This window comes from Paraburkholderia ferrariae NBRC 106233, assembly GCF_000685035.1.
Lineage (GTDB): Bacteria > Pseudomonadota > Gammaproteobacteria > Burkholderiales > Burkholderiaceae > Paraburkholderia > Paraburkholderia ferrariae.
This window is the reverse complement of the sequence record NZ_BAYB01000011.1, coordinates 146,124-169,959: the sequence shown is the minus strand read 5'-3', so window position 1 is coordinate 169,959 and position 23,836 is coordinate 146,124. Positions and strand designations below refer to the sequence as shown.

Genomic DNA, 23,836 nt, shown 5'->3' with positions numbered 1-23,836 from the left:
AAGGTGTTCAAAGCTCGTTGGCGGATGCGAGGGCCTCCACCGAGACCGGCCTGATCGGCCACCTCGGCGACGCACCGTCTATTTCATGGGGAGGAAAGTCGCAACCCGCTTCCAGCGCCACGCGGCTCGCGGCCCGTGCGCAGAAGCGGCCTTGGCACGGCCCCATCCCGACGCGCGAGAGCAACCGCATCTCCCGCGCTGAAGTCGTACTGCCGTCGTCGATCAGTTGCGCGTAGGTCACGCCTTCGCAACGGCAGACGATCGTGTCCGGCGTGATCGGCGGCGGCTCCGTACGATAGAGGCAGGCGAGCGCCGACTGGAACATGCGGGCGCGCCGTCGCCAACCCGGTTCGGCCGCGAGCGCCGTTTTCCCGCGCAGCTCGGCGGCAATGCGGCGAGCGGCGATACGCCCGTCACCGATCGCCGCGTCTGCGCCGAGAATCTCCCGGCAGTCCCCCGCGCGGGCGATCCTGATGCCGTGCAGGCTGCCTTGCGGCAACGCACGGTCGTTCGGCCTCAGTCCGTCGTGCAGCACGACGAGGTCGGCGTCGAACTCGACGGCAGGGGTGTCGTCGCGTACCGCCGTCACGCGCATCCCGTTGCCGGAGCGGACGATCTGCGTCACGGTGTAGCCGCGCAGGCGCGGGACCCTGTGCCGGGCGAGCCGGCACAGATAACCGGCCCCCTCGGCGAGCAGCGGCAGGCGCGCTAGAAGCTTCAGCGCGGCGAGCGGACTCGCGATCGCATTCCTGCGCGGGTTCGCACTTTCGATCAGCGCGACCGGCGGATTGCCGAGCGCGGCGAGCTGGCTTGCCAGTGCAAGCGGCAGCGGGCCGGTCCCGACGATGACGATGCGTCCCGTGGTCGGCACGCCGATTTCCTTGATCTGCACCTGCAGACCGCCGGCCGTCACCACGCCAGGCAACTCCCAGCCGGAACGCGGCAGGATCTCTTCGGTGGCGCCAACGGCGAAGATGATCGCGGCCGGACGCACCGTACGGACGCGTCGCTGCGCGTGAACGTCGAGCAGACATTGCCCTTCGCCGTCGATCCCTGCGAACACCGTTTCGGTCAGCACGTCGATCTTCGCGGCGTGTGTGTCGAGCGCCGCGAGGAGCCGCGACCAGTTCCGCTTGTGGCGACGCCCCGCGGGTGCCGCGCCCGGGCCGCCGTCGTGACGTGCGCGATGAATGGCTCCGCCAGGCGTGCTGCGCTGCTCGACCATAAGCACGGACAGGTTCTGCTTCGCGAGTTCGATTGCGGCAGCCACGCCGGCAGGTCCACCGCCGACCACCAGAACGTCCGGTCCGTTCATGTGCGCTCCATCATGGATTCGAAGGCAGGCTCCACGATCCTTTGCGGCATCGCACGCGTGATACACGCTTCCACAGGTGCGCCGTCGCCGGTCGAGACAAGGCAGCCCTGGCACTGGCCGATGCCGCAAAAATAACGGGCGGATTGACCATTCGCCGAGCGGCCGAGGCACTCGTGCCCGGCGCGCCTGAGCGCCGACGCGATCGTCTCTCCTTCGAGAAACGTCACGGGTTCACCTTTCCAGATAAATTCAGTCATCCTTTATAATCCGTTTGCTTCATGTTCCAAGGGTGCATCCCTATGCACGCTCTATCCGGGATGCGCCCCGCTCAGTGAAGAGGCGCCGACTCGCCGAACCGCGCCGGAGAAAGCGGCCCGATATCGATCGAAGGCGTCCGGCCGAGCACGATATCCGTGGCAACGCGGCCCATCAGCGGTCCCAGACAGATGCCGTCTCCCTCGAAGCCCGTCGCAATCGACAGACCGCTCACGGATGGATGCGCGCCGACGATCGGCAAGCCGTCCTTTGTGGCTGTCCGTATTCCGGAAAACGTCCGGATCACGCGTTGCCGGCGCAGCGCCGGATACACGTCAAGTGCCTCACCGAGAATCGCAGAAACGTGGCGCACCGTGGTTTCGTGATCGCCGATACCGTCTTCACGCGTGCCGCCGATCAGAAATTGCCCCGTACGCAGAGGATCGATCACGAGGCTGACGGGATTGCGCACGCTGCTGGACGAACGCTTTGCCGCGAGATACGCGGCCGACATCAGCGGGCCTTGGAGCGCCGGGACGTTGTCCATCGCGCGATCGGTAATGATGATCTGGCCTTTGCGCGGGCGCAGAATGTCGCCGAATCCGGCAAGCGCCGCCGAACCCGATCCCGCCGCAATCAGCACCGCATCGGCGCCGAAAAAGCCGGCCGTCGTCTCGACGCCGACCGCATGGCCGTCTTCGACACGCACGCGCCGCACCGGCGCATGGCGAACCACGCGCGCATGAGAAAGACGCAACATCCGGTTGACGATCTGGTAACCGATCGCATGTCCGTCCCCCGGAACGGCAATACCGGCAACGACGCAGCGGCCAAGCCCCGGCACGTGCGCGACTAATTCCGCGCGGTCGAGGCGGCACACCGTTTCGCCGGTGCTCGCGAGATCCTCACCATGCAGCGCGAGCAGCGCCATTTCTTCTGCGGTGCGCGCGAACATGAAAGTTGGGCGCGTATGGAAGAGGCCCGCCAGGACGCCCTCACGTTCGAGGGTTCCGTACAGGTTTCGCGCCGCGCGAGCAATCGTCATCATCGCTCCCGGCTTCTTGCTTGCCACCGACACCGCACCATCCGATGCGCCGGACGCGCCCGCGGCCGGTGTTTCTGCATCGATCACCGTGACGCCGAATCCGGCGTCCGCGAGATAGTAAGCAGCGGCCGCGCCTACGATACCTGCGCCTACGATCACCACCTCGTTGCCTGAACCAGAACGATTCGTCATGCTCTGTGAAACACACAAAATTGGAATAAGTGCAGCTTATCTGGACGTAAAACATTCCTCGATATAAATGAAACGCGGAACATTGACGACTTTTTTATATCTAGCCGCAACAAGGCGCGTGCTACTCTCGATCGGCATCGTTTATACAACTGCACTGTCTCAACAAGCGTAGGCGGCATCGAGATGCATCACATAGACAACGGTACCCTGTACCAGGAATAGCGAATGGAAATGTGGCGAATTGGAGTAGCCGGGGCGACCGGACGTATGGGGAAAATGGTGATCCGCGCATTACAGGACGCACCGGACCTCGAATTCGGTGCTGCGCTGTCACGACAGGGCACGCGTGCCATGGGCACATCCGCGACGGCGTTTCTGAACTGGGAAACCGATGTGGAGATCGACGACGACATTGAGCGAGCGCTCGACAAGATCGACTGTCTCATCGACTTTTCCACTCCCGACGCGACGTGCCACTATCTCGAACCGTGCTTGCGTCACGGCACTGCGATGGTGATCGGAACAACCGGGCAGGATGCCGAAACGCTGGCGAAAATCCAGGCGGCCTCGGCACACATCCCCATCGTACATGCTGCCAATCTCAGTCCGACCGTTTTCGTGATGGCGCGCATGCTGGAAATGGCCGCTGCGTTGCTTCGCGATTACGACGTCGAGATCGTCGAATCGCATAACCGCGGCAAGGTCGATGCGCCATCCGGCAGCGCGTTGTGGTTCAGCGAAGTGGTCGCCGCCGCGCGGGGCTATCCCCGGGGCGACATCGTCGTGTACGGGCGCGATGCGCAGGCTGGTCCGCGCAAGCAGGGGACGGTCGGCATCGCTTCGGTGCGGGGAGGGAATCTCGTCAGCGAGCACACCGCGCTGTTGATCGGTGATCTCGAACGCATCGAGATCCGCCACATCTGCGACGATCGCGCGGTCTATGCGTACGGAAGCCTTCAGGCTGCCCGCTTTCTTCGCAACCGGAAAGCAGGGCTATATAGCGTGGCCGATATCGCTGTAAGTGCTTAACGGCCGCGGATCCACCAGCGCAATACCGCACGCATATTCGCAACCGAAGTGCCGATACTGCGTGACCCGTCCAGGCCGGCGCCACGCAGTCGCCCCGGATCTGCCGCAATATCAGAAGCGGTGGCGGATACCGACATGAACGTTCACCTGCCGGGGAGTCGACGACGCGGCAAGCTGGCCGATCTGGGCCTGCGTTGCGCCGCCGGCCGCCGTGCCGTAGATGAGCCACGCATAGAGGTCGGTACGCTTCGAAAGAATATAGTCGGCAAGCAAATTGTATTGTCGGTATTTCGGATTCTTTCCGAGTGTGCCAATGTTGGCGTTCGTGATATCGGCCGTGGCCGCAAGCCGAAGATTCGGCCTCACCATATAGTCGCCCTGAATCAGGTACGTATTGAACTGCGCGTTGCTGCCGTTAATTGAATCCGTCAACACTGAGTGAGTCATGCCGGTACGTGCGACGAAAGCACCGATCTGGTATGCGGCCCCAACTGCGGAAATGTTCAGCGCACGGGCATTCGGCAAATAAGGTCCGAATGTGCCAATATTAGATGCGCCCGTACCGTTCCACCACACCTGATATGGGTCGCGGATGGACGTGTAGTTGATGCCGGCAGAAAGCGGCCCACGCGCGTAGTTCACACCCGCCCCGAATGCACTGTTCGTCGACAGATGCCCCGCCTCGCCGCCGAACGCATACATCGTCGAGAACGAAAGGCCCCAGTACTTCGGACTCTTGTACTTGATCATGTTGTTGGTCGCCCAGTCATTGCCCGCATTGTCCAGGTCGTAGATCGGCGACGAGGCGCGCCCGTTGCTTAGGATCGGGCCAAGGTTTTCGACGATCGTATCGTATTGCCGTCCCGCCGTGATACTACCGTACGGCGTTTCCATGCCGACATATGACTGGCGGCCGAACTCGCGGCCGCCGTTGCCCAGCGCGCCCGAGGTCGCATCGAATCCGTTTTCGAGCCTGAAGATCGTCCGGTAGCCGCCGCCCAGGTCTTCACTCCCGAGCAGTCCCCATCGGCTGCCATCCCACGCGCCGCTGCGCATCTTGACGACCGCGCCGCCGCCAGCATTGTTGATGTACGAAATGCCTTCGTCTATTTCTCCGTACAGCGTAAGGCTACTTTGCGCCATGACCACGCCCGGCACACAGATCATCAATGCGGCAATTCGATGTGTTTTCATACGTTATCCTTAGTAATAAAGCTACTTCCCCGGTTGTTTTACGGTGGGTTCCTGCTACGTGAAAGCTTCGGGAGTGCCGGTGCGGCGGTTGCCCGAATCCAGGCAACGCGCATCGGCATCGGTGCGAACTGGGGTAATTACCGAGCGGCGGCGCGTCGCTCGATATTGCGCGAGAGCATCGTGGCAGGCAGCAGGACCGCCAGATAGATAAGCGCTATCACTGTGTATGATTCGAGCGGACGATAAGTTTCGTGTGCAATGGACTGCCCCTGATAGACCAGATCAGGTACGGCGAGAACCGACAGGAGCGACGTGTTCTTCAGTTGCATGATCGACTGGTTCATCAGCGGTGCGGTCATGCGACGGAACACCTGCGGCAGCACGATTCGCCACATGATCTGCAACGCCCGCATACCCAATGCCTGGCCAGCTTCGGTTTGTCCACGTTCGATCGACAGTATTCCGCCGCGAATGATCTCCGAATAGAATGCTCCGCCATACAACGACAGGGCGAGCACCGATGCCAGCTCGGCGGAGATATCCACGCCGACAAGTACGGGTAGTGCGTAATAGAACCAGATCAGTTGCACCAGCACGGGCGTACAGCGGAAGACTTCGACATAGATATTCATCGGGATCGTCAGGAACCACTTTCCTGTAAGACGTGCCAATGCCGAAACCAGTCCGATCGCCAACCCGAGCGCTACACATAGCACCGTGTATTTGACGGTAAACCATGTCCCTGCAAGCAGCAGAGACTTGAACGAATACAGAAAATCGAAATTCCAGTGGTACACGATAACTCCCGGGTTGCTGCCTAAAACTGGACGATTGCCGGAATTTCCGCGGGCTTCACGCCCATCAGTCGATCCATGTTGGAGAAGACGATGTTTTTGACCGTGTCGCCCTGATGCATCGTCTTAAGCCATGCGTTCAGATAATTCAGCCATGCCTTGTCCGGCTCCTTGCGAACGCCGGCACACGACGAAGTGAGCTTCACGGGTTGTGGAATCACCAGCTTGCCGATATCGGGATTCTTTTTGATGGTGCCGGCAGCGAGCGTGATAACGAGAGGCTGCACGTCGGCGCGGCGCGTCTGCACGGCCAGCGTGGCGGCATTCGACGTTTCGAATCGCAGGATCTTCGCCTTCGGGCAGAGGCTCGTCACGAGGTTGTCGTACGACGAGCCGACGTCAACCGCAATCGTGACACCCGACTGGTTCAGGTCGCCCCACGTGCGGCCGGTAAAACTCTTGTTGGCAATCAGGCTATAGGCGTTGTCGTAGAGCGGATCCGTGAAGTCGATCACGGCCATGCGTTGCGGAGTCGGATTCAGGCCGAGAAAAAGGTCGATCTTCGCGGACTGCAGATCGAGAATCGCATTGCCCCATGTGGTTTCGTAAAGCCGAAGCTGGACATTCATGGACGATGCGAGACGTTTCGCGAAATCGATGTAGATCCCACTCCATTCGCCCGTCGTGTGGTCCTTGTGAAAATTCGGCTCGCCATCGGCGACTGCGCCGATCTTGAGCACCTTCGCCTTGCGAATCGCGTCGAGCGTCGAACCCGACTGAGCATATGCCGTCGCCGTCACCGAACAGGCCGCCGATGCTAGCAGTGCGGCACTGCAGCCCAGAAATTCCCTTCGATTGAGTGTTTTCATTTGTCCTCGCGTTGTCCGAATCCTCTTTGTATGCGCTGCGCCCGGTGAGACCTCCACATGGGGCTACGACGTGCGGCAAGTAGAACCGGCACAAAAAAAGTTGAAAATGCTATATTGCTTCGTGCTCTTAGGCGTTTTTTTATAGGCGCCCCTCCAAGGCAGACTGCCAGCCGCGTCCAGGCCATTGCAAGGGGTGATTTCTAGCGCCGTCATAAAGCCACCTGCGCAAGGTTTAGCCGACTTATGTCGAGCGCCCGTTCTTGGCCGAGGGTGTGTAAAAACGCCGGTGATCGCCTAGACTGAATCAACCTGTTGGCGCGCGAGGCGAAGATGGGGCGATTTGTCGAAGGTGCGGACCGCAATCAGTCAACGCTGCTGCCGGAGTGTCTCGATGACTTCATCGCCGCAGACAACCCGATCCGGATCGTCGACGCATTCGTAGACGAACTTGAGCTGGTTACCCTGGGGTTTGAAGGCGCCACACCGGCGACCACGGGGCGTCCGTCTTACCACCCCGCGGTGCTGCTCAAGATCTACATCTACGGCTATCTCAATCGTGTGCAATCGAGTCGGCGTCTGGAGCGGGAGTGCCAGCGCAATGTCGAACTGATGTGGCTGACTGGCCGGCTTGCGCCAGACTTCAAGACCATTGCCGAGTTCAGGCGTAGCAATGGTGACGGCATCCGCAACGTGTGCCGGCGCTTCGTGATGATCTGCCGGGACCTGAAGCTGTTCACGGAAGCGGTCGTGGCGATCGACAGCAGCAAGTTTAAGGCGGTCAACAGCCGCGACAATAACTTCACGCCCAACAAGATCGCAAAACGCCAGGAGCAGATCGAGCAAAGTATCGAGCGCTACCTGGATGCGCTGGAGACGGCAGATCGCACGCAACCAGCCGAGGTGGAGGCGAAGACAGAGCGACTACGGGAAAAGATCGAGACGCTGCGCGAGCAGATGCGTGATCTGGATCGTGCCGCAGAACTGTTGAAAGACCTGCCGGAGAAACAGGTCTCGCTCACCGATCCCGATTCACGCTCGATGATCTCGCAGGCCAAAGGCACCGGCGTGGTCGGCTATAACGTTCAGGTCGCAGTCGACACCAAACACCATCTCATCGTGACGCATGAAGTCACGAACATCGGTAACGACCGCACGCAGTTGAGTCCGATGGCCAAGGCTGCGCGTGAGGCCATGGGCAAGAAGAAGATCGAGGCACTGGCAGATCGTGGGTACTTCAGTGCCCCGGAGATCAAGGCATGTGATGACGCTGGCATTGCTGCAATGGTGCCGAAATCGCTCACATCGGGTGCCAGGGCTGACGGTCGGTTCGACCGGGCCGACTTCGTCTATATCCCCGAGGACGACCAGTATCTGTGTCCGGCGGGCCAACGGGCGATTTACCGGTTCAGCTCCGTCGAGCGCGACAACCCGATGACCCTGCGGACCTACTGGAGTAGCGCCTGTCCGCGATGCCCGATCAAGAATCAATGCACGCCTTCTGATTACCGGCGTATCAGGCGGTGGGAGCACGAAGCGGTGCTTGAAGCGATGCAGTCAAGGCTCGACAGCCGACTCAACGCCATGACGATACGACGCCGAACGGTCGAACATGTGTTCGGCACACTCAAGCACTGGATGGGTTCGACCCACTTCCAGACGCGCGGTCTTGGGCACGTCGCAACTGAAATGAGCCTACATGTACTGGCGTACAACCTCAAACGGGTCATCAGGGTTCTCGGATTCGAGAAAGCGATGAGCGCTACGAGGCTGGCGCGCGCGTGATCGCACGCGCCGCTACTCCCCCGAACTCGCGAGTTGGTTCGAACAACCGCTGAAGCGGCCCGCGCTGCACAAACACACTTGCGCCGATCAGCGCATGGAATCCCAAGGCGTTTTTACACATCCTCGGCCGAATCCGGAAGTCCGTCACCGAACTGCACCTGCCCGGTCTTTCGACACTGTGCGCGTCAGTGGTTTGCACACGCGTTGACATATCCATGACGAGACTTTTACAGGCTCAGCCGAGGGGCTCGATCTGCTCGATAATTGCCAGCCCGCATAGCTCAGGAATTGAATTTTCGAGAGTCTTCCAGCCTCAGAAATCACAAATTCCGTTTATGCTTTTTCTGTTTTTTTACAACAATTCAAAAATCGGAACCTCTAATAATTATGTCGCCTTCGGCGACTCATTTTTACGACCGCAAACCCTCGTGATGCATATGATGTCTCTTTATGTCGTCCCCGCTGACGTCTGCTTCACTGATGCTCCATGTTCCCTATGTGCAATGCTCATTGCACATATCTCATTGCGCATTCGCCCAGCGAAGCTGGGATTTTTAAGGTATCGAACATCACCCATAACACGTATCGATAATTGTAAAAATAAATTTAAATCTCAATTAATCAGTTATCCGAATTTATAATCACGCAAATCATCCTCGGCGTAGCATCATGCTCCATCCCGACAAGATTCGTTTCATGCAGCGCCTCCAGCAGGCCGTCGTTCATCAGCACGTCTTCTACGCAGCGGGACGGACCGATCTCTCGGGCTTCGATCGGCTAACAAAAAAATTCGCCGATGCGTACGGTACCGATCTCAGTCGCCAGACAAAGCACAAGCACCGGCTGGCCGGTGAGGCCAGCAGCTACCTTCATGGCGTACGACTCGCTACCCGGAGCGAGAATGGCCAGCTATCTGTCGACTGGGTGTTGCTGGTCAGCGCGGGCCTTGGCCTCGTGACCCACCGTGAGCAGCTCCAGGATCTGTGCGATTCACACTCGCGGCTGAAATCGCCGGATCAGCGGCACGAACTGGTCCACGACGGCAAGACCTGGTCATGGCGGATGACTCATCGTTACTACAACCAATATGTCGGCCGAATTCACCGGATCGCCTCATTGCCCCCGGATCGGCGCCGGCAGATCGAAATCGACGGCGTCTCGCGGGACGCTGACGCCGAAATCCTCCTCGACCGGCTCTACGCCGAGCCGGGCTTTCGTCTCGTCCGGCGGCAGGTCGGCAAGCTTGTCGCCGAGCTGCGGCGCGACTGGAAACGGCTGCGGCCAGCCAGTGGCCCACAACTGTCGGAGCGTTCTTTTCTCGCCTACATTCGGTTTCTGCCGGACCACCCGGTCTTCAATGGTCTCACGCTGGCCGAGCGTCGGGAAGCTTTCCGGATTGCGTTTCCCGATCAGGCCGGAACGGACGCCGTCCCCGGCCGCCGTTGATCGAATATTTACACGTGGGTGTTCGACATTGCGATGGGCCACAACAGTCCGATTGAGTCATCCAATGTCAACCCATGATCCCTTCTCTGCCTTTTTCAACAAGGTCCTGCACGGTAACCCCAGCCAGGATTTGATCGATGCGGGGCTGCCAGCCCTGCGCAGGTTGTTCGCTAGCTATGCGATCTGTGAAAGGGTCGGTGGTCCACACACTCTCTTGAATGTGCCGGGGCTGCCAACCCCAGACACGTTTGCGCACTTCAGTTCCAGTCGACCGCCAATCAACTGGAACTGACCGCTGAAGCGTGGTGCCCGTAATTGGGCTCGCCACGTTACGCAGGGCGCTGGGGGCTGCAACGCCCCCTTCGACCCAATCCAGTTTGTGGAGTGGGAAGTCGGGCGACACGGAAACGGGTTTCCAGGTGACTGGAATAACCCCGCCATGCGCGAATGGGTGGAAATCCCGGCAACGGGCGGCCCGAGAGGGTCGGACGGTGCACCGGGCGGTGGGCTGCTGAGACGTTAGGAATAGCGCAGGGGTGTGAGGAGAAACCTGGATCATCTGGTACTCACTGGCGCAAGCCGGTGTCTGCCAGTATCTGCCGAAGATCGGCACACGGCAGACCAAGGCGCTCAACGAGGTAGCGCAAATGCGGCTCTAGCGAGTTGCTACGGACGGCGACTTCACTGCCTATCCGCCAAAGGCCAATGCGGCCCGGAACGCGGCTCGGTCGTCCCGACGGTGTTATGAACGGCTGGCCCTTGGTAATCGCCACATCTGGCTGGACGTTAAAGTACGCCGACCAGAAAGCTGGCTCCAATGAGTCTCCAGAGATGTAGAAGGTCGCGTGCGCAAGTTGGCGGTCTTTCATTGGAGTTACCTCAGTCCGCCCAGTCATGAAAATTTCCGATGTAGCTACCCTTAAAATACACGTCACCGTTACCGAAGCATCTTCGCTACGTAGTCCGGATTGTTCGTGCTCGCGGCAAGTTCTTCGGTATCGTCGCTCATCGCGTCCGGCGTGTATTCGAACGGCCGTACATCGCTGAGGTGCTGCGGCGCGCGCGGACTGTTGTCATGGAGCACCTTTGCCACGTCCGCGCCGGTCGGCTCTTGTGCGTTCGCATCGCGAGGATCGGCTTGTGTATTCGATCGAGGCTCTATCGATATTCATCAATCTCGACCGTGCCACCCATTGCTTCCATCATGGTGCGAATATCGTCGGGCACATCAGGTACGCGATCGCCGCTCTCGTTGTCCCAATAGCAGAAGAAGCGCATTCGAGCGCCATTGTCTACAAGTATCTGCCGAAGATCGGCACGCGGCAGACCAAGGCGCTCAACGAGGTAGCGCAAATGCGGCTCTAGCGAGTTGCTACGGACGGCGACTTCACTGCCTATCCGCCAAAGGCCAACGCGGCCCGGAACGCGGCTCGGTCGTCCCGACGGTGTTATGAACGGCTGGCCCTTGGTAATCGCCCAATCTGGCTGGACGTTAAAGTACGCCGACCAGAAAGCTGGCTCCAATGAGTCTCCGGAGATGTAAAAGGTCGCATGCGCAAGTTGGTAGTCTTTCATTGGAGTTATCTCAGTCCGCCCACTCGTGAAAATTTCCGATGTAGCTACCCTTAAAATACACGTCACCGTTGTCATGCCAGATGACGTTATCGGCTGTGGGCCCAAGCAATTGTCTGGCTTGAACGTGTGCAAGATTGTTCTGAACGTCTTGCGGTCATACCCAAGCATCTTCGCTGCATAGTCTGGATTGTTCGTGCTCGCGGCAAGTTCTTCGGTATCGTCGCTCATCGCGTCCGGCGTGTATTCGAACGGCTGGGCATTGCTGAGGTTCTGCGGCGCGCGCGGACTGTTGTCATGGAGCACCTTTGCCACGTCCGCGCCGGTCGGCTCTTGTGCGTCCGCATCGCGAGGATCGGCTTGTGTATTCGAGCGAGGCTCTATCGATCATTCATCAATCTCGACCGTGCCACCCATCGCTTCCATCATTGCGTGGATATCAGCGGGCACATCTGGCACGCGGTCGCCGCTTTCATTGACCCAGTAGCAAAAAAATCTAACTTTTGCCCTGACACTTTCAATGTGCACTTTCAGGTCGGGCCGTGGCAAGCCCAAGCGTTGAACCAGATAGCGAAGATGTGGTTCCAGCTTGTCACTATCGACGGCCTTTTCGCTTTTGATTGACCAAATACCCGTTCGTCGCTTCAAATCGCGGTTTTGTCCGGTCGGGTCGCGGAGCGGTTCGCCCTTCATTGCGGCTTTATCTGGTGTTACGCCGAAATACTGTGTCCACCATTCAGGTACGACATAATCTCCTGTTATGGTAAAACTCGCCGATGCAAGCCGTTCTTTTGCCATACATATCTCTCAATTGTTGTAGGCATGGAAATTATCAATAATTCCCCCTTAAAATACAAATCGCCGTTTTTTCAAATTCGAGGTCATCATTTGGACCAAAACCATTATCGTCCTTGAATCTATGAATCATGTCCCGGAATGTTGAACTATCGTAGCCGAACATTTTCCTGGCGTACTTTTCATTCGTCGTTCCAGCTATTTGCTCAGCATTGCCGCTCATCGCGTCCGGCATATATTCGAACGGCTGGGCATTGCTGAGGTGCTGCGGCGCGCGCGGACTGTTGTCATGGAGCACCTTTGCCACGTCCGCGTCGGCCGGCTCTTGTGCGTCCGCATCGCGAGGATCGGCTTGTGTATTCGAGCGAGGCTCTATCGATATTCATCAATCTCGACCGTCCCACCCATTGCTTCCACCATGGTGCGAATATCGTCGGGCACATCAGGTACGCGATCGCCGCTCTCGTTGTTCCAATAACAGAAGAAACGCATCTGTGCGCCAGTGTGTTTGAGCAATTCGGGCAGGTCTGATCGGGGCAATGCCAGGTGTTCGACAAGATAGCGAAGGTGAGGCGCAAGAATATTACTCTGAACATGCCTCTTGCTATCCACACTCCATACACCAATTCGAGCGGGGTACTTACTAATGCGCCCAGATGGTGTAGTGCGGAATTGCCCCCGAACACTCTGCATGTCCGGTTCAACGCCAAAATAGTTTGTCCAGAATTCGGGCCGTTCCACGTCCTGATAGATAGTGAAAGAAGCATGTGCAAGTTGATGGGTCGTTACCATAACATTCCTTTAGGGTGCCCAACTGTGCATATTATCGATAATCACGCCGTTAAATTCCACGTCTCCATCGTCATGCCAGATTACGTTATTGTCGCCGCGCAATTTGTTGTACTGCTTCATAGCGTGAAGCATGTCGCTGAACGTGTTTTGATCGTATCCAAGCATCCTGGCGGCATAGCGTGGGTTATTGGTGCTCGCCGCGAGTTCCTCAGCATCGTCGCTCATCGCGTCCGGCATATATTCGAACGGCCGTACATTGCTGAGGTTCTGCGGCGCGCGCGGACTGTTGTCATGGAGCACCTTTGCCACGTCCGCGCCGGTCGGCTCCTGTGCGCCCGCAGGAGCCTGTCGGGTACCTTTTTCCCGCTGCTTCCGTATTGCCTCCACACACTTGCGAATAAGGTCCCGCTCGGGCACAAAGAGCAGGTTGCCGTCCTTTACCTCGTTGTACAGGGCTTTCGCAACCTGGCGGTTGTCCATCGTTTTCATGTGAAAGCGGTTACCACTTCGGCCCAGCATGTCGCGCAGTTCGTGCGATGGATGGGACAGCAGCGTGGATTCAGCGTGTTTTAGCCACGCTGCGCTCGCTTCCTGCATGCCCTGCACGATGTCGTCATGCGCTTCGCGCGGTACGCACGCCGGCCATGCAAAATGAAACCACCGGTCCACGTCAAACATCCAGGGGGACTCGATGTGAAGGTACTGCGACTTGCGAATGCCTGACCAGAAGAAGTGTCCGTGCCGCCCTTCACGGACGCTGTGACCAGACCTGGGGGAAAGTGACAACATCGCGCCTCGCCGTCAATTGGACTGGCCCGATTGTGCAGCATGACGCCATCTCGAAAAACCCCGCCGAAGCGGGGAGTCCGCTTAGTTTCCTTCGCAACGGTTATTTCGGCATCCCGACGTTAGCTGCAACGTTAAAGTCTTTTAGGCTTCGCTATCACTGGATACGCCTTCGACAACCTCAGAGCAACCGCGGGCGCGATACAAGATTCGATACGTTCGGCAGTCTTCGGGTAGTCACGCTGTTTCTCCTCAAGGTGGCCGTTGCTCTCACCATCGCTGGCTTGCGAAACATGACCCCGCGCCCTCGCGCTCCAGCCACGACCTGAACAGCACCACCCGTTCGTCGTCAGTCTTGCCGTCCGGCACATAGGTGCAATAACTGCGCGACGGCAAGCGCGGCGCCGCGAACGGCGCGACCAGCCGGCCGGCGGCGAGATCGTCCGATACCAGCGCGGTAGGCCCCATTGCGATGCCGATTCCATCGATGGCGGCCTGCAAGGTCAGATAGAAGTGGTCGAAGGTCAATGCGGCCGCCGGCCTCAAGGCGGGAATCTGCGCGCGGGCCAGCCAGTCGGGCCAAAGCCGCGGCAGACTGGAGGTGTGCAGCAGCGTGTGCTGCCGGATGTCGTCCGGCGACCGAAGCGGCATGCGCGCCAGCAGCGCCGGGCTGCAGACCGGCAGTCTCTCCTCGGAGAGGAAAGGCCGCATCGCGTAGCCGTAGAACGTATCCGGACCGCCCCGGATGATGATGTCGTAGCTCTCCTGCAGGCTCTCCAGCGGCCCGTTCGAGGTCTCGACGGTGACCTCCACGTCGGGATGCGCGGCGCGGAATGTCGCCAGCCTCGGCACCAGCCAGCGCAGCGTGAATGTGGCCGGCGCGTTCACGGTCAGTCTCCGGGCAACCGTTTCGAGCAAGCCGTATCTCGCCGTGGCCAGCGAAAGCTGTTCGAACAGCGGGCCGATTTCCTCCAGATACGCCTTCGCCGCCGGGGTCAGTTCGACGCGCCGGTTGTACCGTTCAAAGAGGGCAGCCCCTAGCCACGCCTCGAGCAGGCGCACATGCTGGCTCACCGCGCCGTGCGTCACGTGCAGCTCTGCGGCGGCTTCCTTGAAGCTGCCGAGCCGGCCCGCGGCCTCGAAGGCCCGCAAAGCGTTGAGCGGAGGCAATGCGCGTTTCATTCAGAAGAGTTTATCTCACATGAATGGCCAATTTATCTGGTTTGTCGGCCCGTCACAAGATAGATATCCTTCCTGCAATCCCCTGATGCGATCTGCCGCGTCGCGCCCCCCCCCCGGCCGGCGGCCCTGAACCTCATGCTCAGCTATACCGGTGGTGTCGTGCTGCTTGCCGCCCTCCTCCACGCGAGCTGGAACGCGATGCTGCACGGCAACCGCGACCGCTTCTGGTCCATGACGTGGATGAGCATCGCCATTGCGGCGGTCTCCACGCTTCTCGTGCTGTCCACGCCGTGGCCCGCGAGGGCTGCCTGGCCCTGCATCGCCGCGTCAGGACTCGTGCATATTCTCTACAACGTGAGCCTCGTGCGCTCGTATCGCCGCAACGATCTGGCGCAGGCCTATCCCATTGCGCGAGGTTCGTCGCCGCTCCTCGTCACGCTCGGCGCGGCGGTCTTCGCCCATGAGGCGATCGGCCCCTTGCACGCCCTCGGGATCGCGATGATCTCGGGCGGCATCGTCGCAATCGCGCTGCGGGGACGTCGCGTGTCGCGCGCGGGTGCGCTGGCCGCGCTGGCGACGGGCGCGACGATTGCGATGTATACCGTGATCGACGGCATCGGCGTACGCCGGTCCGATGGCCAGGCCCTCGGCTACACCGCGTGGATGTTCCTCTCCTACTGGCTGATGCCGGTGCTGTTCGTCGCGCGGCGCGGGCTCGCGCCGCTGTGGGCGCCGCTACGAGCCGAACCGTTGTCGGTGGGCACGTCGCTCGCGGGCGGGCTGGTGTCGATTGCGGCCTATGGCATCGTCATCTGGGCGCTGCAGTCGGGGGCGATGGGCGCGGTATCCGCACTGCGCGAGACCAGCGTGGTATTCGCCGTGCTGATCGGGCGCACCTTTCTGGGGGAAACGGTCAGTGGCGCGCGCTGGATTGCCTGCATGGTCGTCGCGGCCGGCGCGATTTGCCTCGGGCTTTGACATGACTTCTTGCGAGGAAGCACACCATGCTTAAACACATTGCGACGCATCTGCTTGATATCGCCTACGACGAGCAAGGCGATGCAGACGGCTGGCCCGTCGTCCTGCTGCACGGTTTCCCGTACGACATCCACGCCTACGAAGAAGTGACGCCGCGCCTGACCGCCCAAGGCGCCCGCGTCATCGCGCCCTACCTGCGGGGATACGGACCCACCCGCTTCCTTTCGCCCTCGACACCTCGCTCCGGCCAGCAGGCGGCGCTGGGTGCCGACCTCGCCGGACTGCTCGACGCCCTGCGGATCGAGCGGCCCCTGCTCGCCGGCTACGACTGGGGCGGCCGCGCGGCGTGCATTGTGGCGGCACTCCATCCGTCGAGCGTACGCGGGCTGGTTTCGGTGAACGGCTACAACATCCAGGATATCGCCGGCGCGGCGCTGCCCGCCGACCCCGAAAAGGAATACCGGCTGTGGTACCAGTACTATCTGCACGGTGAACGCGGCCGCGCCGGACTGGCTGAGAACCGGCGCGCGTTCTGCCGCCTTCTGTGGTCGCTCTGGTCGCCGACATGGCGCTTCGCCGACGACCTCTACGCCCGCTCGGCCGCGGCGTTCGACAACCCCGATTTCGTCGACGTGGTCGTCCATTCCTATCGGCATCGTTTTGGACTGGTCGAGGGCGACCCGCAGTTCGACGATATCGAGCGCCGCCTCGCGGCCGCTCCCCCGATCACGGTGCCTGCGATCACGCTCGAAGGCGAGGCCGACGGCGTCTTGCCTCCGGGCGGCGGACAGGCCAACGCGACACGCTTCACGGGCCGCCACGAGAACCGCATCGTGGCGAATGCCGGGCACAACCTGCCGCAAGAAGCGCCGCAAGCCTTCGCCGACGCCGTGCTCGACCTCAACGCATGGACCCGCTGACACACTGACACACTGACACACTGCGCCTGCAGCCATCGGCGCCGCACCGACAACTCCACCCCACCACAAAGGTTCGCTCAATGAATACCGTCCCGCAGGCTCCGCTCATTCTGGTCACGGGCGGCGCCCGAGGCGTAGGCGCCGCGACGGCGCGTCTTGCCGCCGCACAAGGCTACGATGTCGCGCTGAGCTTCGTCTCCAGCGAATCGGCCGCCCTCGCGGTGGCGGCCGATGTCGAAGCGCTGGGGCGCCGTGCGCTACCCGTGCGCGCGGATAGCGCGGATCCGGAGCAGGTCCGGCAACTCTTCGCTGCAATCGACCGGACGTTCGGCCGCATCGACGTTCTCGTGAACAACGCCGCGATCATCGCGCAGCAGTCCCGCCTGGAGGATCTCGGGTTCGAGCGGATGCAGCGTATCTTCGCGGTCAACGCCATCGGCCCGATGCTCTGCGCCCAGCAGGCGGCGAAGCGCATGTCGTATCGCCATAACGGGCGCGGCGGCGTCGTAATCAATATCTCGTCCGCATCGGCAAGGCTTGGCAGTCCGAACGAATATGTGGACTACGCTGCGTCCAAGGGCGCCGTCGAGACGTTCACGACCGGTTTTGCAAAGGAAGTCGCCCGCGACGGCATACGCGTGAACTGCGTTCGCCCCGGGCACATCTACACGGAGATGCATGCCAGCGGCGGCGAGCCGGGACGGGTGGATCGCGTCAAGGACTCGATCCCCATGGGCCGAGGCGGCCAGCCTGAAGAGGTGGCGCGCGCGATCCTGTGGCTGGCGAGCGCCGAGGCCTCCTTCATCACCGGCACGTTCCTCGACGTGACAGGCGGCAAGTGAGCCGCGAGGCGCCGCGCGAAAATCCCAGCCTCCGAGCGCAAGCAAAACGCCGTGCAAAAGCACGGCGCTCCGGGTACGGCAAACGCGAATCCCGCCATGGCGGTTGTCGGGGCCATCGACTGCCCCCGACGCCCCCCGGCGATCAGTCCGCCTTGATGCCTTCCACCTGGATCTGCAGCTTCGTCGCCATCTTGAAGCCGTAGCTCTCGCCCCAGTTCACGCCGTAGTCGGAACGGTTGAATTCGGCGGTCGCGTCGGCACCGCACACTTCGCGCTTGAGCATCGGGTTCTGGAAGCACTTGAACGAGTCGATCTTCAGGTTCAGCGGCTTCGTCACCCCGTGCAGCGTGAAGGTGCCGATCACTTCCACGGGCTTGTCGCCGTCGAAGCGGATCGAGGTGCCCTTGTAGGTGGCCGTCGGGTACTTGTCGATATCGAGGAACTCGGCCGAGCGCACGTGCTTGTCGAGCGCCGCATTGCCCGTGTCGATCGACGATGCGTCGATGGTCACGTCCACCGTGCCGGTCTTCGCTTCGCGGTCGAGCACGACGGAACCCGTGGTCTTCGTGAACTTGCCGCGCCACACCGAGACGCCGCCGAAGTGGTCGGCCTCGAAGCTTGGATAGGTGTGCGTAGGATCGAGGTTATAGGTGGTCGCTGCCGCGAAAGCGGGCGTGGCGAGGGCAGCGGCAAGCGCGGCTGCCGCGATGAGCGTGGTCTTCATGGCGTGTGTCCTGGGCGGATGAAACGAAGGGAATCGAGGGGATCGAGGTAATCGACCTGATCGATGCAAGGGGTCCGTGCCGGCGCGTCAGTGCGCAGCGGCTACGATGTGAAACTTGATCTGCACGTCGTCGGCCACGACGGAGGTGTCCTTCCAGTCGCCCGTGCCGATGCCGTAGGCAAGGCGCTTGACGGGCAGCGCGCCGTCGAACACCTGGTTGGCGCCGTCCTTGTGGTACTGCACGGGCACAACGACGTCCGTGGTCTTGCCCTTGATGGTGAGCTTGCCCGCAACCGAGTACGCGCCGTTGGCGCCCGGCTTGATCTGCGTCGAGACGAAGGTGGCGTGCGGGAAGTGCGCGGCGTCGAACCATTCGTCGCCCGCAACTTCCTTGTTGTACTCGGGCGCGCCGATGTCGAAACTCGCGACATCGACGTCGATCTTCGCGCTGGCCGCCGCGACGTTGGCCGGATCGAAGCGCACGTCGGCGGTGAAGCGATTGAAGTGCCCTTCCACCGGCACGTTCATCTGCTTGAACACGGCGGTAACGGAATTCTTCGCGCTGTCGGCAGCATCCGCGCCCGCGCTGAAGGTCAGGCTGAAGGCCGCGCCTGCGGCAAGCGCCGCACCGAGGGCGGCAGCGGAAGCAGTGTGGACGAGTCGTTGAATCATGGCGGTCGGTTCAGAGTGAATGGGGTCGCCGGGGTGTCCGGGCGCGGGGGCATCCCGCGCGGATACGTCCAGCGGCGCTACGTCCGGATTAATCGCGCGGCGTGCCGAACGGCAGCATGCGCGCAAGGATGTTCTGGCGATCGAGCAGTTGATGCTTGAGCGCCCCGAGCACGTGCAGCGCCACGACGGCGAGCAGCGTGTAGTTGAGCGTGACGTGCACGTTGCGCAGGATGTGCTTGAGCGCGTCGTCGGGGCCGATCAGCGTGGGCAGCGGCCAGATGCCGAGATACACCACCTGAATGCCCGCCGCCGAACTGTACAGATAGCCCGTGACGGGAATCGCCACCATCAGCACGTAAAGCACGCCATGCCCGGCGTGCGCGGCGAGGCGCTCCCACGCATGCATCGAGGCCGGCAGCGCCGGCGCCGCATGGGTGGCGCGCCAGAGAATGCGCACGAGCACGAGCGCCAGCACCGTCACGCCGATCCACTTGTGCCACGAGAAGTAGCGCAGCTTGGTGGGCGTGATGCCCGGAATGTCGGTCATCACCCAGCCCAGCGCGAAGCCCCACACGATCAGTGCGGCGATCAGCCAGTGCAGCAGCATGGCAACGCCGGTGTAGCGGCGCGGGGCGGAAGCGGGATGGGGCATCGTCAAGCGGATCGTCGGGATGGCGCACTGTACCCGCCGATGCCTATTCAAACAATCGTCTAAAATGGATCGTTACCATCGAGTTTCTCGATAGTTCGCCTCTACCTCCGCTATCCCCGCTATCTCGCCCATGGACCGCTCGCCCAGCCTCGAACAACTGCGCGCCCTGATCGCCGTCGCCGAAACCGGCAGCTTCTCGGCCGCCGCGCGCCAGCTCGACCGTGCGCAGTCGGTGGTGAGCTACACGATCGCCAATCTGGAGGCGCTTCTCGGCGTCGCCCTGTTCGAGCGCGGCAAGCGCAAGCCGGAGCTGACCGCCGCCGGCCGCGCGATCCTCGCCGACGCCCGCCGCCTCGATCTGCTGATGGGCCAGCTGAACGCCAAGGCAGCCGGGCTGCAGCGCGGGCTGGAAGGGGAAGTGTCGGTGGCCGTGGACGTGATGTTCCCCTCGCAGCGGCTCGTCGAGGCGCTGCAGGCGTTTGCGGTGGCGTTTCCCACCGTGGCGCTGAACCTCACCATGGAAGCGCTCGGCGGCGTGCTCAAGCTGGTGCTGGACGGCGACTGCGCCATCGGCATCAGCGGGCCGAACCAGAACTGGCCGCATATCATCGAGGCGCAGCTCATCGGCACCGTGGAACTCGTGCTGGTGGCCGCGCCGGCTCATCCGCTCGCCGGGGCCGGCCATCCGGTGCGCATCTCCGACGCGCGCGAGCACACGCAGCTCGTGCTCACCGACCGCAGCCGCCTCACCGAAGGGCAGACCTTCGGCGTCTACAGCAACCGCGCCTGGAAGCTGGGCGACCTCGGCGCCAAGCACCGGCTGCTGCTCGCGGGCCTCGGCTGGGGATCGATGCCGCGGCACCTCGTGGAAGCCGATCTGGAGGCCGGCCGGCTCGTGCAGATCGCGCTGGCGGACCGCCGCTCGGTGAACTACAACGTCTCGCTGATCCATCGCACCGACGCTGCCCGGGGCCCCGCCAGCGAGTGGCTCAGCCACTATCTTTCGGCCGGCACGCCGGCCGCCATGCCCGCGCCGGACGCGCGCTAGGTGCCGGGGGATGCCGTCGGACGGTTCCGGCGTCGTTATCGCCTCGCGACCCGGCCGGGCAGCCCGGCCTGGCAACCCGGCCTGGCAACCCTTTACGCGTCGCCGCGGCCCACGCCACATAGCACACCCCATGCGCCTCTTAGGCCACGGCCACGGGCAACACCCCCGCGACAACGCCAGCGCAGCGGCACTCAATCAAGCCTTCTTGCTCTTGCCAGCCCCCTTGGGCGCCGGCGCACCCGGAGCCGGCGCGCCGTTGGCCGGCGGCACGACGCCCGACCAGCCCGGCAGATAACGCGCGTCGGGATCGTGCGCATGCATGAGCGCATCGGCGAGCGCCGCGTCGAAATTCTTGCGCAGACGCGCGGCCGGGATCTTCCGGCGCAGATAGTCGGCCCAGAGAAATTCGCTGAACGGCGTGGTGTCCTTCGCGTAGCCGCCCGCCACGCGCAGCTCGCCCGCAAGGCTGCGATAGGGGTCGTCGTCGAGTCCCACCAGATCCTTCGGCAGGTCGTCGTACTCGCAGCGCTCGCCGGCCGCATCGAACGGATGCACCCACTGGCTGTGCTCCATCATGCGCCAGAAGATGGTCGGCGCGAGCCACGAGAGGTCCTTGAGCACCGTGACCTTCACGGCCTGCACGCCTTCCTTGAGCCAGGCCAGGCCCAGGTGGTGGTGATCGACGATGTAGTAGCGCCCCTTGGGCCCCAGCACGGCCGGAAACCAATGCGATTCGATGGCGGCCGCCCGGTGGGCCTTGTCGAGTGCCGTCCAGTGCGCGCGCTTGGCGTTCACCTCGCGAAAGCCCACGGTGATCTGGGTAGGCCGCAGTTCCTCCAGTTGTACAGTAATCAGATGCAGATCGATGTTCGGCAGTATCATGACCGGGCCTCGTTGTCGTATGAAGGTCGCAGGCGAAACGATACCGTCGAATCACCCTGCGCGGCGCATCCGCCGCCACGGTTTTCTCGCTGAGGCGGTACGTTGCGTCGGGCTCGCAGGCTGTCGCCGTCGGGAGTGGCTCGATAGTGGCGCCCTCGCGGTCTATGCGAAGCACATACGAATGCAACGAGGGACGGGGACCGCAGGAACCGCCTTCCTGCCCTCCGCCCGCTTCGCCCGTTTCCCCCGTTTCGCCCCCCGGTCGTATCGGCAGAATTCCTCGAATCAAACCGACTCAATCACCGACTCAAGCGAGGGCATCTTGGATCTCGAAACCATCCGCACCTTCATCATGACCCGGGGCATCGACTTCGGGACCAAGGTCGTTGCGGCGATCGTGCTATGGATCATCGGCCGCTGGGCCATCAACCTGGTGGCGGGCGTGCTGCGCAAGGTGCTCAGCCGCAACGAGCGCGTCGATGCGACGCTCGCGCACTACCTCAGTTCGATCCTCGCCGCGGTGCTGAACCTGCTGCTGGTGCTCGCGATACTGCAGGTGTTCGGCGTGCAGACCACCTCGTTCGCCGCGCTGCTCGCGGGCCTGGGCCTCGCCATCGGCACGGCCTGGGGCGGCCTGCTCGCGCACTTCGCGGCGGGCGTGTTCATGCAGGTGCTGCGCCCGTTCAAGGTGGGCGACTTCGTTTCGGCGGGGGGCGTGATCGGGACCGTGAAGGAACTCGGCATCTTCGGCACGACCATCATCTCGCCCGACAACGTGGTCAACATCGTCGGCAACAACAAGATCTTTTCGGACACCATCACGAACTACAGCGCAACGCCCGTGCGACGCGTGGAGCTGACCGCGAAGATCGCCAACGGCGTCGATCCCGTCGATGCAGCCGCGCGCCTGCGCGAAGCCATTGCGAAGATCCCCAACGTGGTGACGGAGCCCGCGCCCGACGTCGAGGTGCTGTCGTTTACGCCCGAGGGCCCGCTGCTGTGCGTGCGGCCCTACACGAGCAACGACAACTACTGGCAGGTGTACTTCGACACGAACCGCACCATCATCGAAACGTTCAAGGCGGCCGGCTACCCGACGCCCGAAACGCCCTCGCTGATCCGCCGCGCGGGGACCTGAGGCACTTGCGTGCCCGTATCCGACGCACGCCCCTGACGCACATACCTGCGGCCCGCAGCGGCAACCGCGATCACGCCGCTGCCGCGCCGCCCCAAAGCAAAACGGCATCGCGAGCCCACGCTCGCGATGCCGTTTTTTCTTGACCCTGTAGCCGGCGGCTGCGGTCTGCCGGACCAGCCGGACCGCCGATCAGCGGTTGCCGTTGGTGCCGCGCACGCCGCTACCGCGCGAGCCTTTTTTCAGCATCTTCCACACGCCGCCAATGACGATCGGCACGATCGCCGCGCCGATGCCCACCAGCACGATCACGTTCAGGTACTGGCGAATGAACGGAATGTTGCCGAAGAAGTAGCCGAGCAGCACGAGCAGCAGCACCCACAGCAGCGCGCCCGCCACGTTGAACAACTGGAAGCGCTGCATGCTCATCTGCGATACACCCGCGACGAACGGCGCGAACGTGCGCACGACCGGAATGAAACGCGCGAGCACGATGGTCTTGCCGCCGTGGCGCGCATAGAAGTTATGGGTCTTTTGCAGCGCGGCGCGGTCGAGGAAGCGTTCGAGCCCGGGAATATGCGTGTTGAAGACGGCCGGGCCGATGCGCCGGCCAATCAGATAGTTGACGGTATTGCCCGTGACCGCCGCCACGATGAGCAGCGCGAGGAGCGCGCCGAGGTTCATCTCGTGCGTGGCCGCGAACGCGCCGCCGATGAAGAGCAGCGAGTCGCCCGGCAGAAACGGCAGCACCACGAGGCCGGTTTCGCAGAACACAATCAGGAACAGCACGGCATAGACCCAGGCCCCGTACTGTTGGATGAAGACTCCGAGAAACTTGTCGATGTGCAAGACAAGGTTGGCGAACTGCAGCAGCGTGTCCAAAGGCGTCCCTTATTTATGCGGATGGCAGGCGGATGGGCGAGAAGGAAAATTGA

25 protein-coding genes and 1 pseudogene are annotated in these 23,836 nt (G+C 62.0%); 8 read left to right on the top strand and 18 right to left on the bottom strand.

All coding sequences use genetic code 11. The annotated features are described in order from the left end of the window. Positions 1–7: 7 nt before the first annotated feature. From BFE01S_RS13040 to BFE01S_RS13030, 3 genes are all read right to left on the bottom strand, one after another. A complete protein-coding gene (locus BFE01S_RS13040; RefSeq protein WP_028225888.1) occupies positions 8–1,315 on the bottom strand; it encodes a (2Fe-2S)-binding protein in 1,308 nt (435 codons plus the stop codon). Continuing rightward, on the bottom strand, positions 1,312–1,572 hold the full coding sequence (locus tag BFE01S_RS38480; protein ID WP_042337606.1) for a 2Fe-2S iron-sulfur cluster-binding protein: 261 nt from the start codon (positions 1,570–1,572) through the stop codon (positions 1,312–1,314). The genes BFE01S_RS13040 and BFE01S_RS38480 overlap by 4 nt, the downstream gene beginning before the upstream one ends. Before the next feature lie 71 nt (positions 1,573–1,643). Continuing rightward, positions 1,644–2,807 carry an NAD(P)/FAD-dependent oxidoreductase gene (locus tag BFE01S_RS13030; protein WP_028225887.1) on the bottom strand — a complete coding sequence of 388 codons (1,164 nt, stop codon included), beginning with the start codon at positions 2,805–2,807 and terminating at the stop codon, positions 1,644–1,646. A gap of 225 nt (positions 2,808–3,032) precedes the next feature. Here BFE01S_RS13030 and dapB point away from each other — a divergent pair, with 225 nt between their 5' ends. Then, positions 3,033–3,836 (top strand): 4-hydroxy-tetrahydrodipicolinate reductase, encoded by an 804-nt coding sequence (dapB, locus tag BFE01S_RS13025; RefSeq protein WP_028225886.1) that lies wholly within the window; start codon positions 3,033–3,035, stop codon positions 3,834–3,836. A gap of 111 nt (positions 3,837–3,947) precedes the next feature. Here dapB and BFE01S_RS13020 read toward each other — a convergent pair whose 3' ends face one another. From BFE01S_RS13020 to BFE01S_RS13010, 3 genes are all read right to left on the bottom strand, one after another. Further along, positions 3,948–5,003, bottom strand: coding sequence for a porin (locus tag BFE01S_RS13020; RefSeq protein WP_052420869.1), 1,056 nt, complete (start codon positions 5,001–5,003; stop codon positions 3,948–3,950). A gap of 164 nt (positions 5,004–5,167) precedes the next feature. Next, positions 5,168–5,827 carry an amino acid ABC transporter permease gene (locus BFE01S_RS13015; RefSeq protein ID WP_028225884.1) on the bottom strand — a complete coding sequence of 220 codons (660 nt, stop codon included), beginning with the start codon at positions 5,825–5,827 and terminating at the stop codon, positions 5,168–5,170. Between the two features lie 20 nt (positions 5,828–5,847). After that, positions 5,848–6,624, bottom strand: a complete 777-nt coding sequence (locus tag BFE01S_RS13010; RefSeq protein ID WP_169742624.1) for a transporter substrate-binding domain-containing protein — start codon at positions 6,622–6,624, stop codon at positions 5,848–5,850. Positions 6,625–7,023: 399 nt separating this feature from the next. On the opposite strand from BFE01S_RS13010, the gene BFE01S_RS13005 reads away from it, so the two are divergent. Both BFE01S_RS13005 and BFE01S_RS13000 read left to right on the top strand, forming a co-directional pair. Further along, entirely contained in the window at positions 7,024–8,475 is a 1,452-nt protein-coding gene (locus BFE01S_RS13005; protein ID WP_028225882.1) for an IS1182 family transposase, read from the top strand. 669 nt (positions 8,476–9,144) lie between these two features. After that, positions 9,145–9,921 carry a hypothetical protein gene (locus BFE01S_RS13000; protein WP_028225881.1) on the top strand — a complete coding sequence of 259 codons (777 nt, stop codon included), beginning with the start codon at positions 9,145–9,147 and terminating at the stop codon, positions 9,919–9,921. Positions 9,922–10,858: 937 nt separating this feature from the next. On the opposite strand, the gene BFE01S_RS44245 is transcribed toward BFE01S_RS13000, so the two are convergent. From BFE01S_RS44245 to gcvA, 7 genes are all read right to left on the bottom strand, one after another. Further along, positions 10,859–11,014 carry a hypothetical protein gene (locus tag BFE01S_RS44245; RefSeq protein WP_156966998.1) on the bottom strand — a complete coding sequence of 52 codons (156 nt, stop codon included), beginning with the start codon at positions 11,012–11,014 and terminating at the stop codon, positions 10,859–10,861. A gap of 65 nt (positions 11,015–11,079) precedes the next feature. After that, entirely contained in the window at positions 11,080–11,808 is a 729-nt protein-coding gene (locus BFE01S_RS46390; protein ID WP_322787825.1) for a DUF4279 domain-containing protein, read from the bottom strand. 72 nt (positions 11,809–11,880) lie between these two features. After that, positions 11,881–12,291: a DUF4279 domain-containing protein gene (locus tag BFE01S_RS42965; RefSeq protein ID WP_084169794.1), complete on the bottom strand. Its 411-nt coding sequence runs from the start codon at positions 12,289–12,291 to the stop codon at positions 11,881–11,883. Positions 12,292–12,325: 34 nt separating this feature from the next. Further along, positions 12,326–12,595 (bottom strand): hypothetical protein, encoded by a 270-nt coding sequence (locus BFE01S_RS44240; RefSeq protein WP_156966997.1) that lies wholly within the window; start codon positions 12,593–12,595, stop codon positions 12,326–12,328. A gap of 65 nt (positions 12,596–12,660) precedes the next feature. Then, positions 12,661–13,080, bottom strand: a complete 420-nt coding sequence (locus BFE01S_RS42960) for a DUF4279 domain-containing protein (protein ID WP_084169792.1) — start codon at positions 13,078–13,080, stop codon at positions 12,661–12,663. A 9-nt stretch (positions 13,081–13,089) separates the two neighbouring features. Continuing rightward, positions 13,090–13,758 (bottom strand): hypothetical protein, encoded by a 669-nt coding sequence (locus tag BFE01S_RS45325; protein ID WP_174464448.1) that lies wholly within the window; start codon positions 13,756–13,758, stop codon positions 13,090–13,092. A gap of 378 nt (positions 13,759–14,136) precedes the next feature. Continuing rightward, positions 14,137–15,048, bottom strand: a complete 912-nt coding sequence (gcvA, locus tag BFE01S_RS12965) for a transcriptional regulator GcvA (protein ID WP_028225878.1) — start codon at positions 15,046–15,048, stop codon at positions 14,137–14,139. Positions 15,049–15,183: 135 nt separating this feature from the next. Between gcvA and BFE01S_RS12960 the strand changes: the two genes are divergently transcribed. The 3 genes from BFE01S_RS12960 (at position 15,184) to BFE01S_RS12950 (ending at position 17,788) form a co-directional block, all read left to right on the top strand. Next, the gene (locus BFE01S_RS12960) at positions 15,184–16,026 is read left to right on the top strand and encodes a DMT family transporter (protein WP_028225877.1); all 843 of its coding nucleotides are present in this window, start codon (positions 15,184–15,186) and stop codon (positions 16,024–16,026) included. Positions 16,027–16,052: 26 nt separating this feature from the next. Continuing rightward, positions 16,053–16,946 carry an alpha/beta fold hydrolase gene (locus tag BFE01S_RS12955; RefSeq protein WP_028225876.1) on the top strand — a complete coding sequence of 298 codons (894 nt, stop codon included), beginning with the start codon at positions 16,053–16,055 and terminating at the stop codon, positions 16,944–16,946. An 80-nt stretch (positions 16,947–17,026) separates the two neighbouring features. After that, positions 17,027–17,788 (top strand): SDR family oxidoreductase, encoded by a 762-nt coding sequence (locus BFE01S_RS12950; protein WP_028225875.1) that lies wholly within the window; start codon positions 17,027–17,029, stop codon positions 17,786–17,788. 142 nt (positions 17,789–17,930) lie between these two features. On the opposite strand, the gene BFE01S_RS12945 is transcribed toward BFE01S_RS12950, so the two are convergent. From BFE01S_RS12945 to BFE01S_RS12935, 3 genes are all read right to left on the bottom strand, one after another. Further along, the gene (locus BFE01S_RS12945; RefSeq protein ID WP_028225874.1) at positions 17,931–18,512 is read right to left on the bottom strand and encodes a YceI family protein; all 582 of its coding nucleotides are present in this window, start codon (positions 18,510–18,512) and stop codon (positions 17,931–17,933) included. A gap of 87 nt (positions 18,513–18,599) precedes the next feature. Next, positions 18,600–19,184 carry a YceI family protein gene (locus tag BFE01S_RS12940; protein ID WP_028225873.1) on the bottom strand — a complete coding sequence of 195 codons (585 nt, stop codon included), beginning with the start codon at positions 19,182–19,184 and terminating at the stop codon, positions 18,600–18,602. 88 nt (positions 19,185–19,272) lie between these two features. After that, positions 19,273–19,836, bottom strand: coding sequence for a cytochrome b (locus tag BFE01S_RS12935; RefSeq protein WP_028225872.1), 564 nt, complete (start codon positions 19,834–19,836; stop codon positions 19,273–19,275). 130 nt (positions 19,837–19,966) lie between these two features. Here BFE01S_RS12935 and BFE01S_RS12930 point away from each other — a divergent pair, with 130 nt between their 5' ends. Next, the gene (locus BFE01S_RS12930; protein ID WP_028225871.1) at positions 19,967–20,884 is read left to right on the top strand and encodes a LysR family transcriptional regulator; all 918 of its coding nucleotides are present in this window, start codon (positions 19,967–19,969) and stop codon (positions 20,882–20,884) included. A gap of 267 nt (positions 20,885–21,151) precedes the next feature. Here BFE01S_RS12930 and BFE01S_RS38460 read toward each other — a convergent pair. Then, positions 21,152–21,766 (bottom strand): annotated as a pseudogene (locus BFE01S_RS38460) (ParB-like protein); the annotation flags it as partial. 322 nt (positions 21,767–22,088) lie between these two features. On the opposite strand from BFE01S_RS38460, the gene BFE01S_RS12920 reads away from it, so the two are divergent. After that, a complete protein-coding gene (locus BFE01S_RS12920) occupies positions 22,089–22,904 on the top strand; it encodes a mechanosensitive ion channel family protein (RefSeq protein WP_028225870.1) in 816 nt (271 codons plus the stop codon). A gap of 189 nt (positions 22,905–23,093) precedes the next feature. Here BFE01S_RS12920 and BFE01S_RS12915 read toward each other — a convergent pair whose 3' ends face one another. Further along, a complete protein-coding gene (locus tag BFE01S_RS12915; RefSeq protein WP_028225869.1) occupies positions 23,094–23,783 on the bottom strand; it encodes a DedA family protein in 690 nt (229 codons plus the stop codon). Positions 23,784–23,836 lie beyond the last annotated feature (53 nt).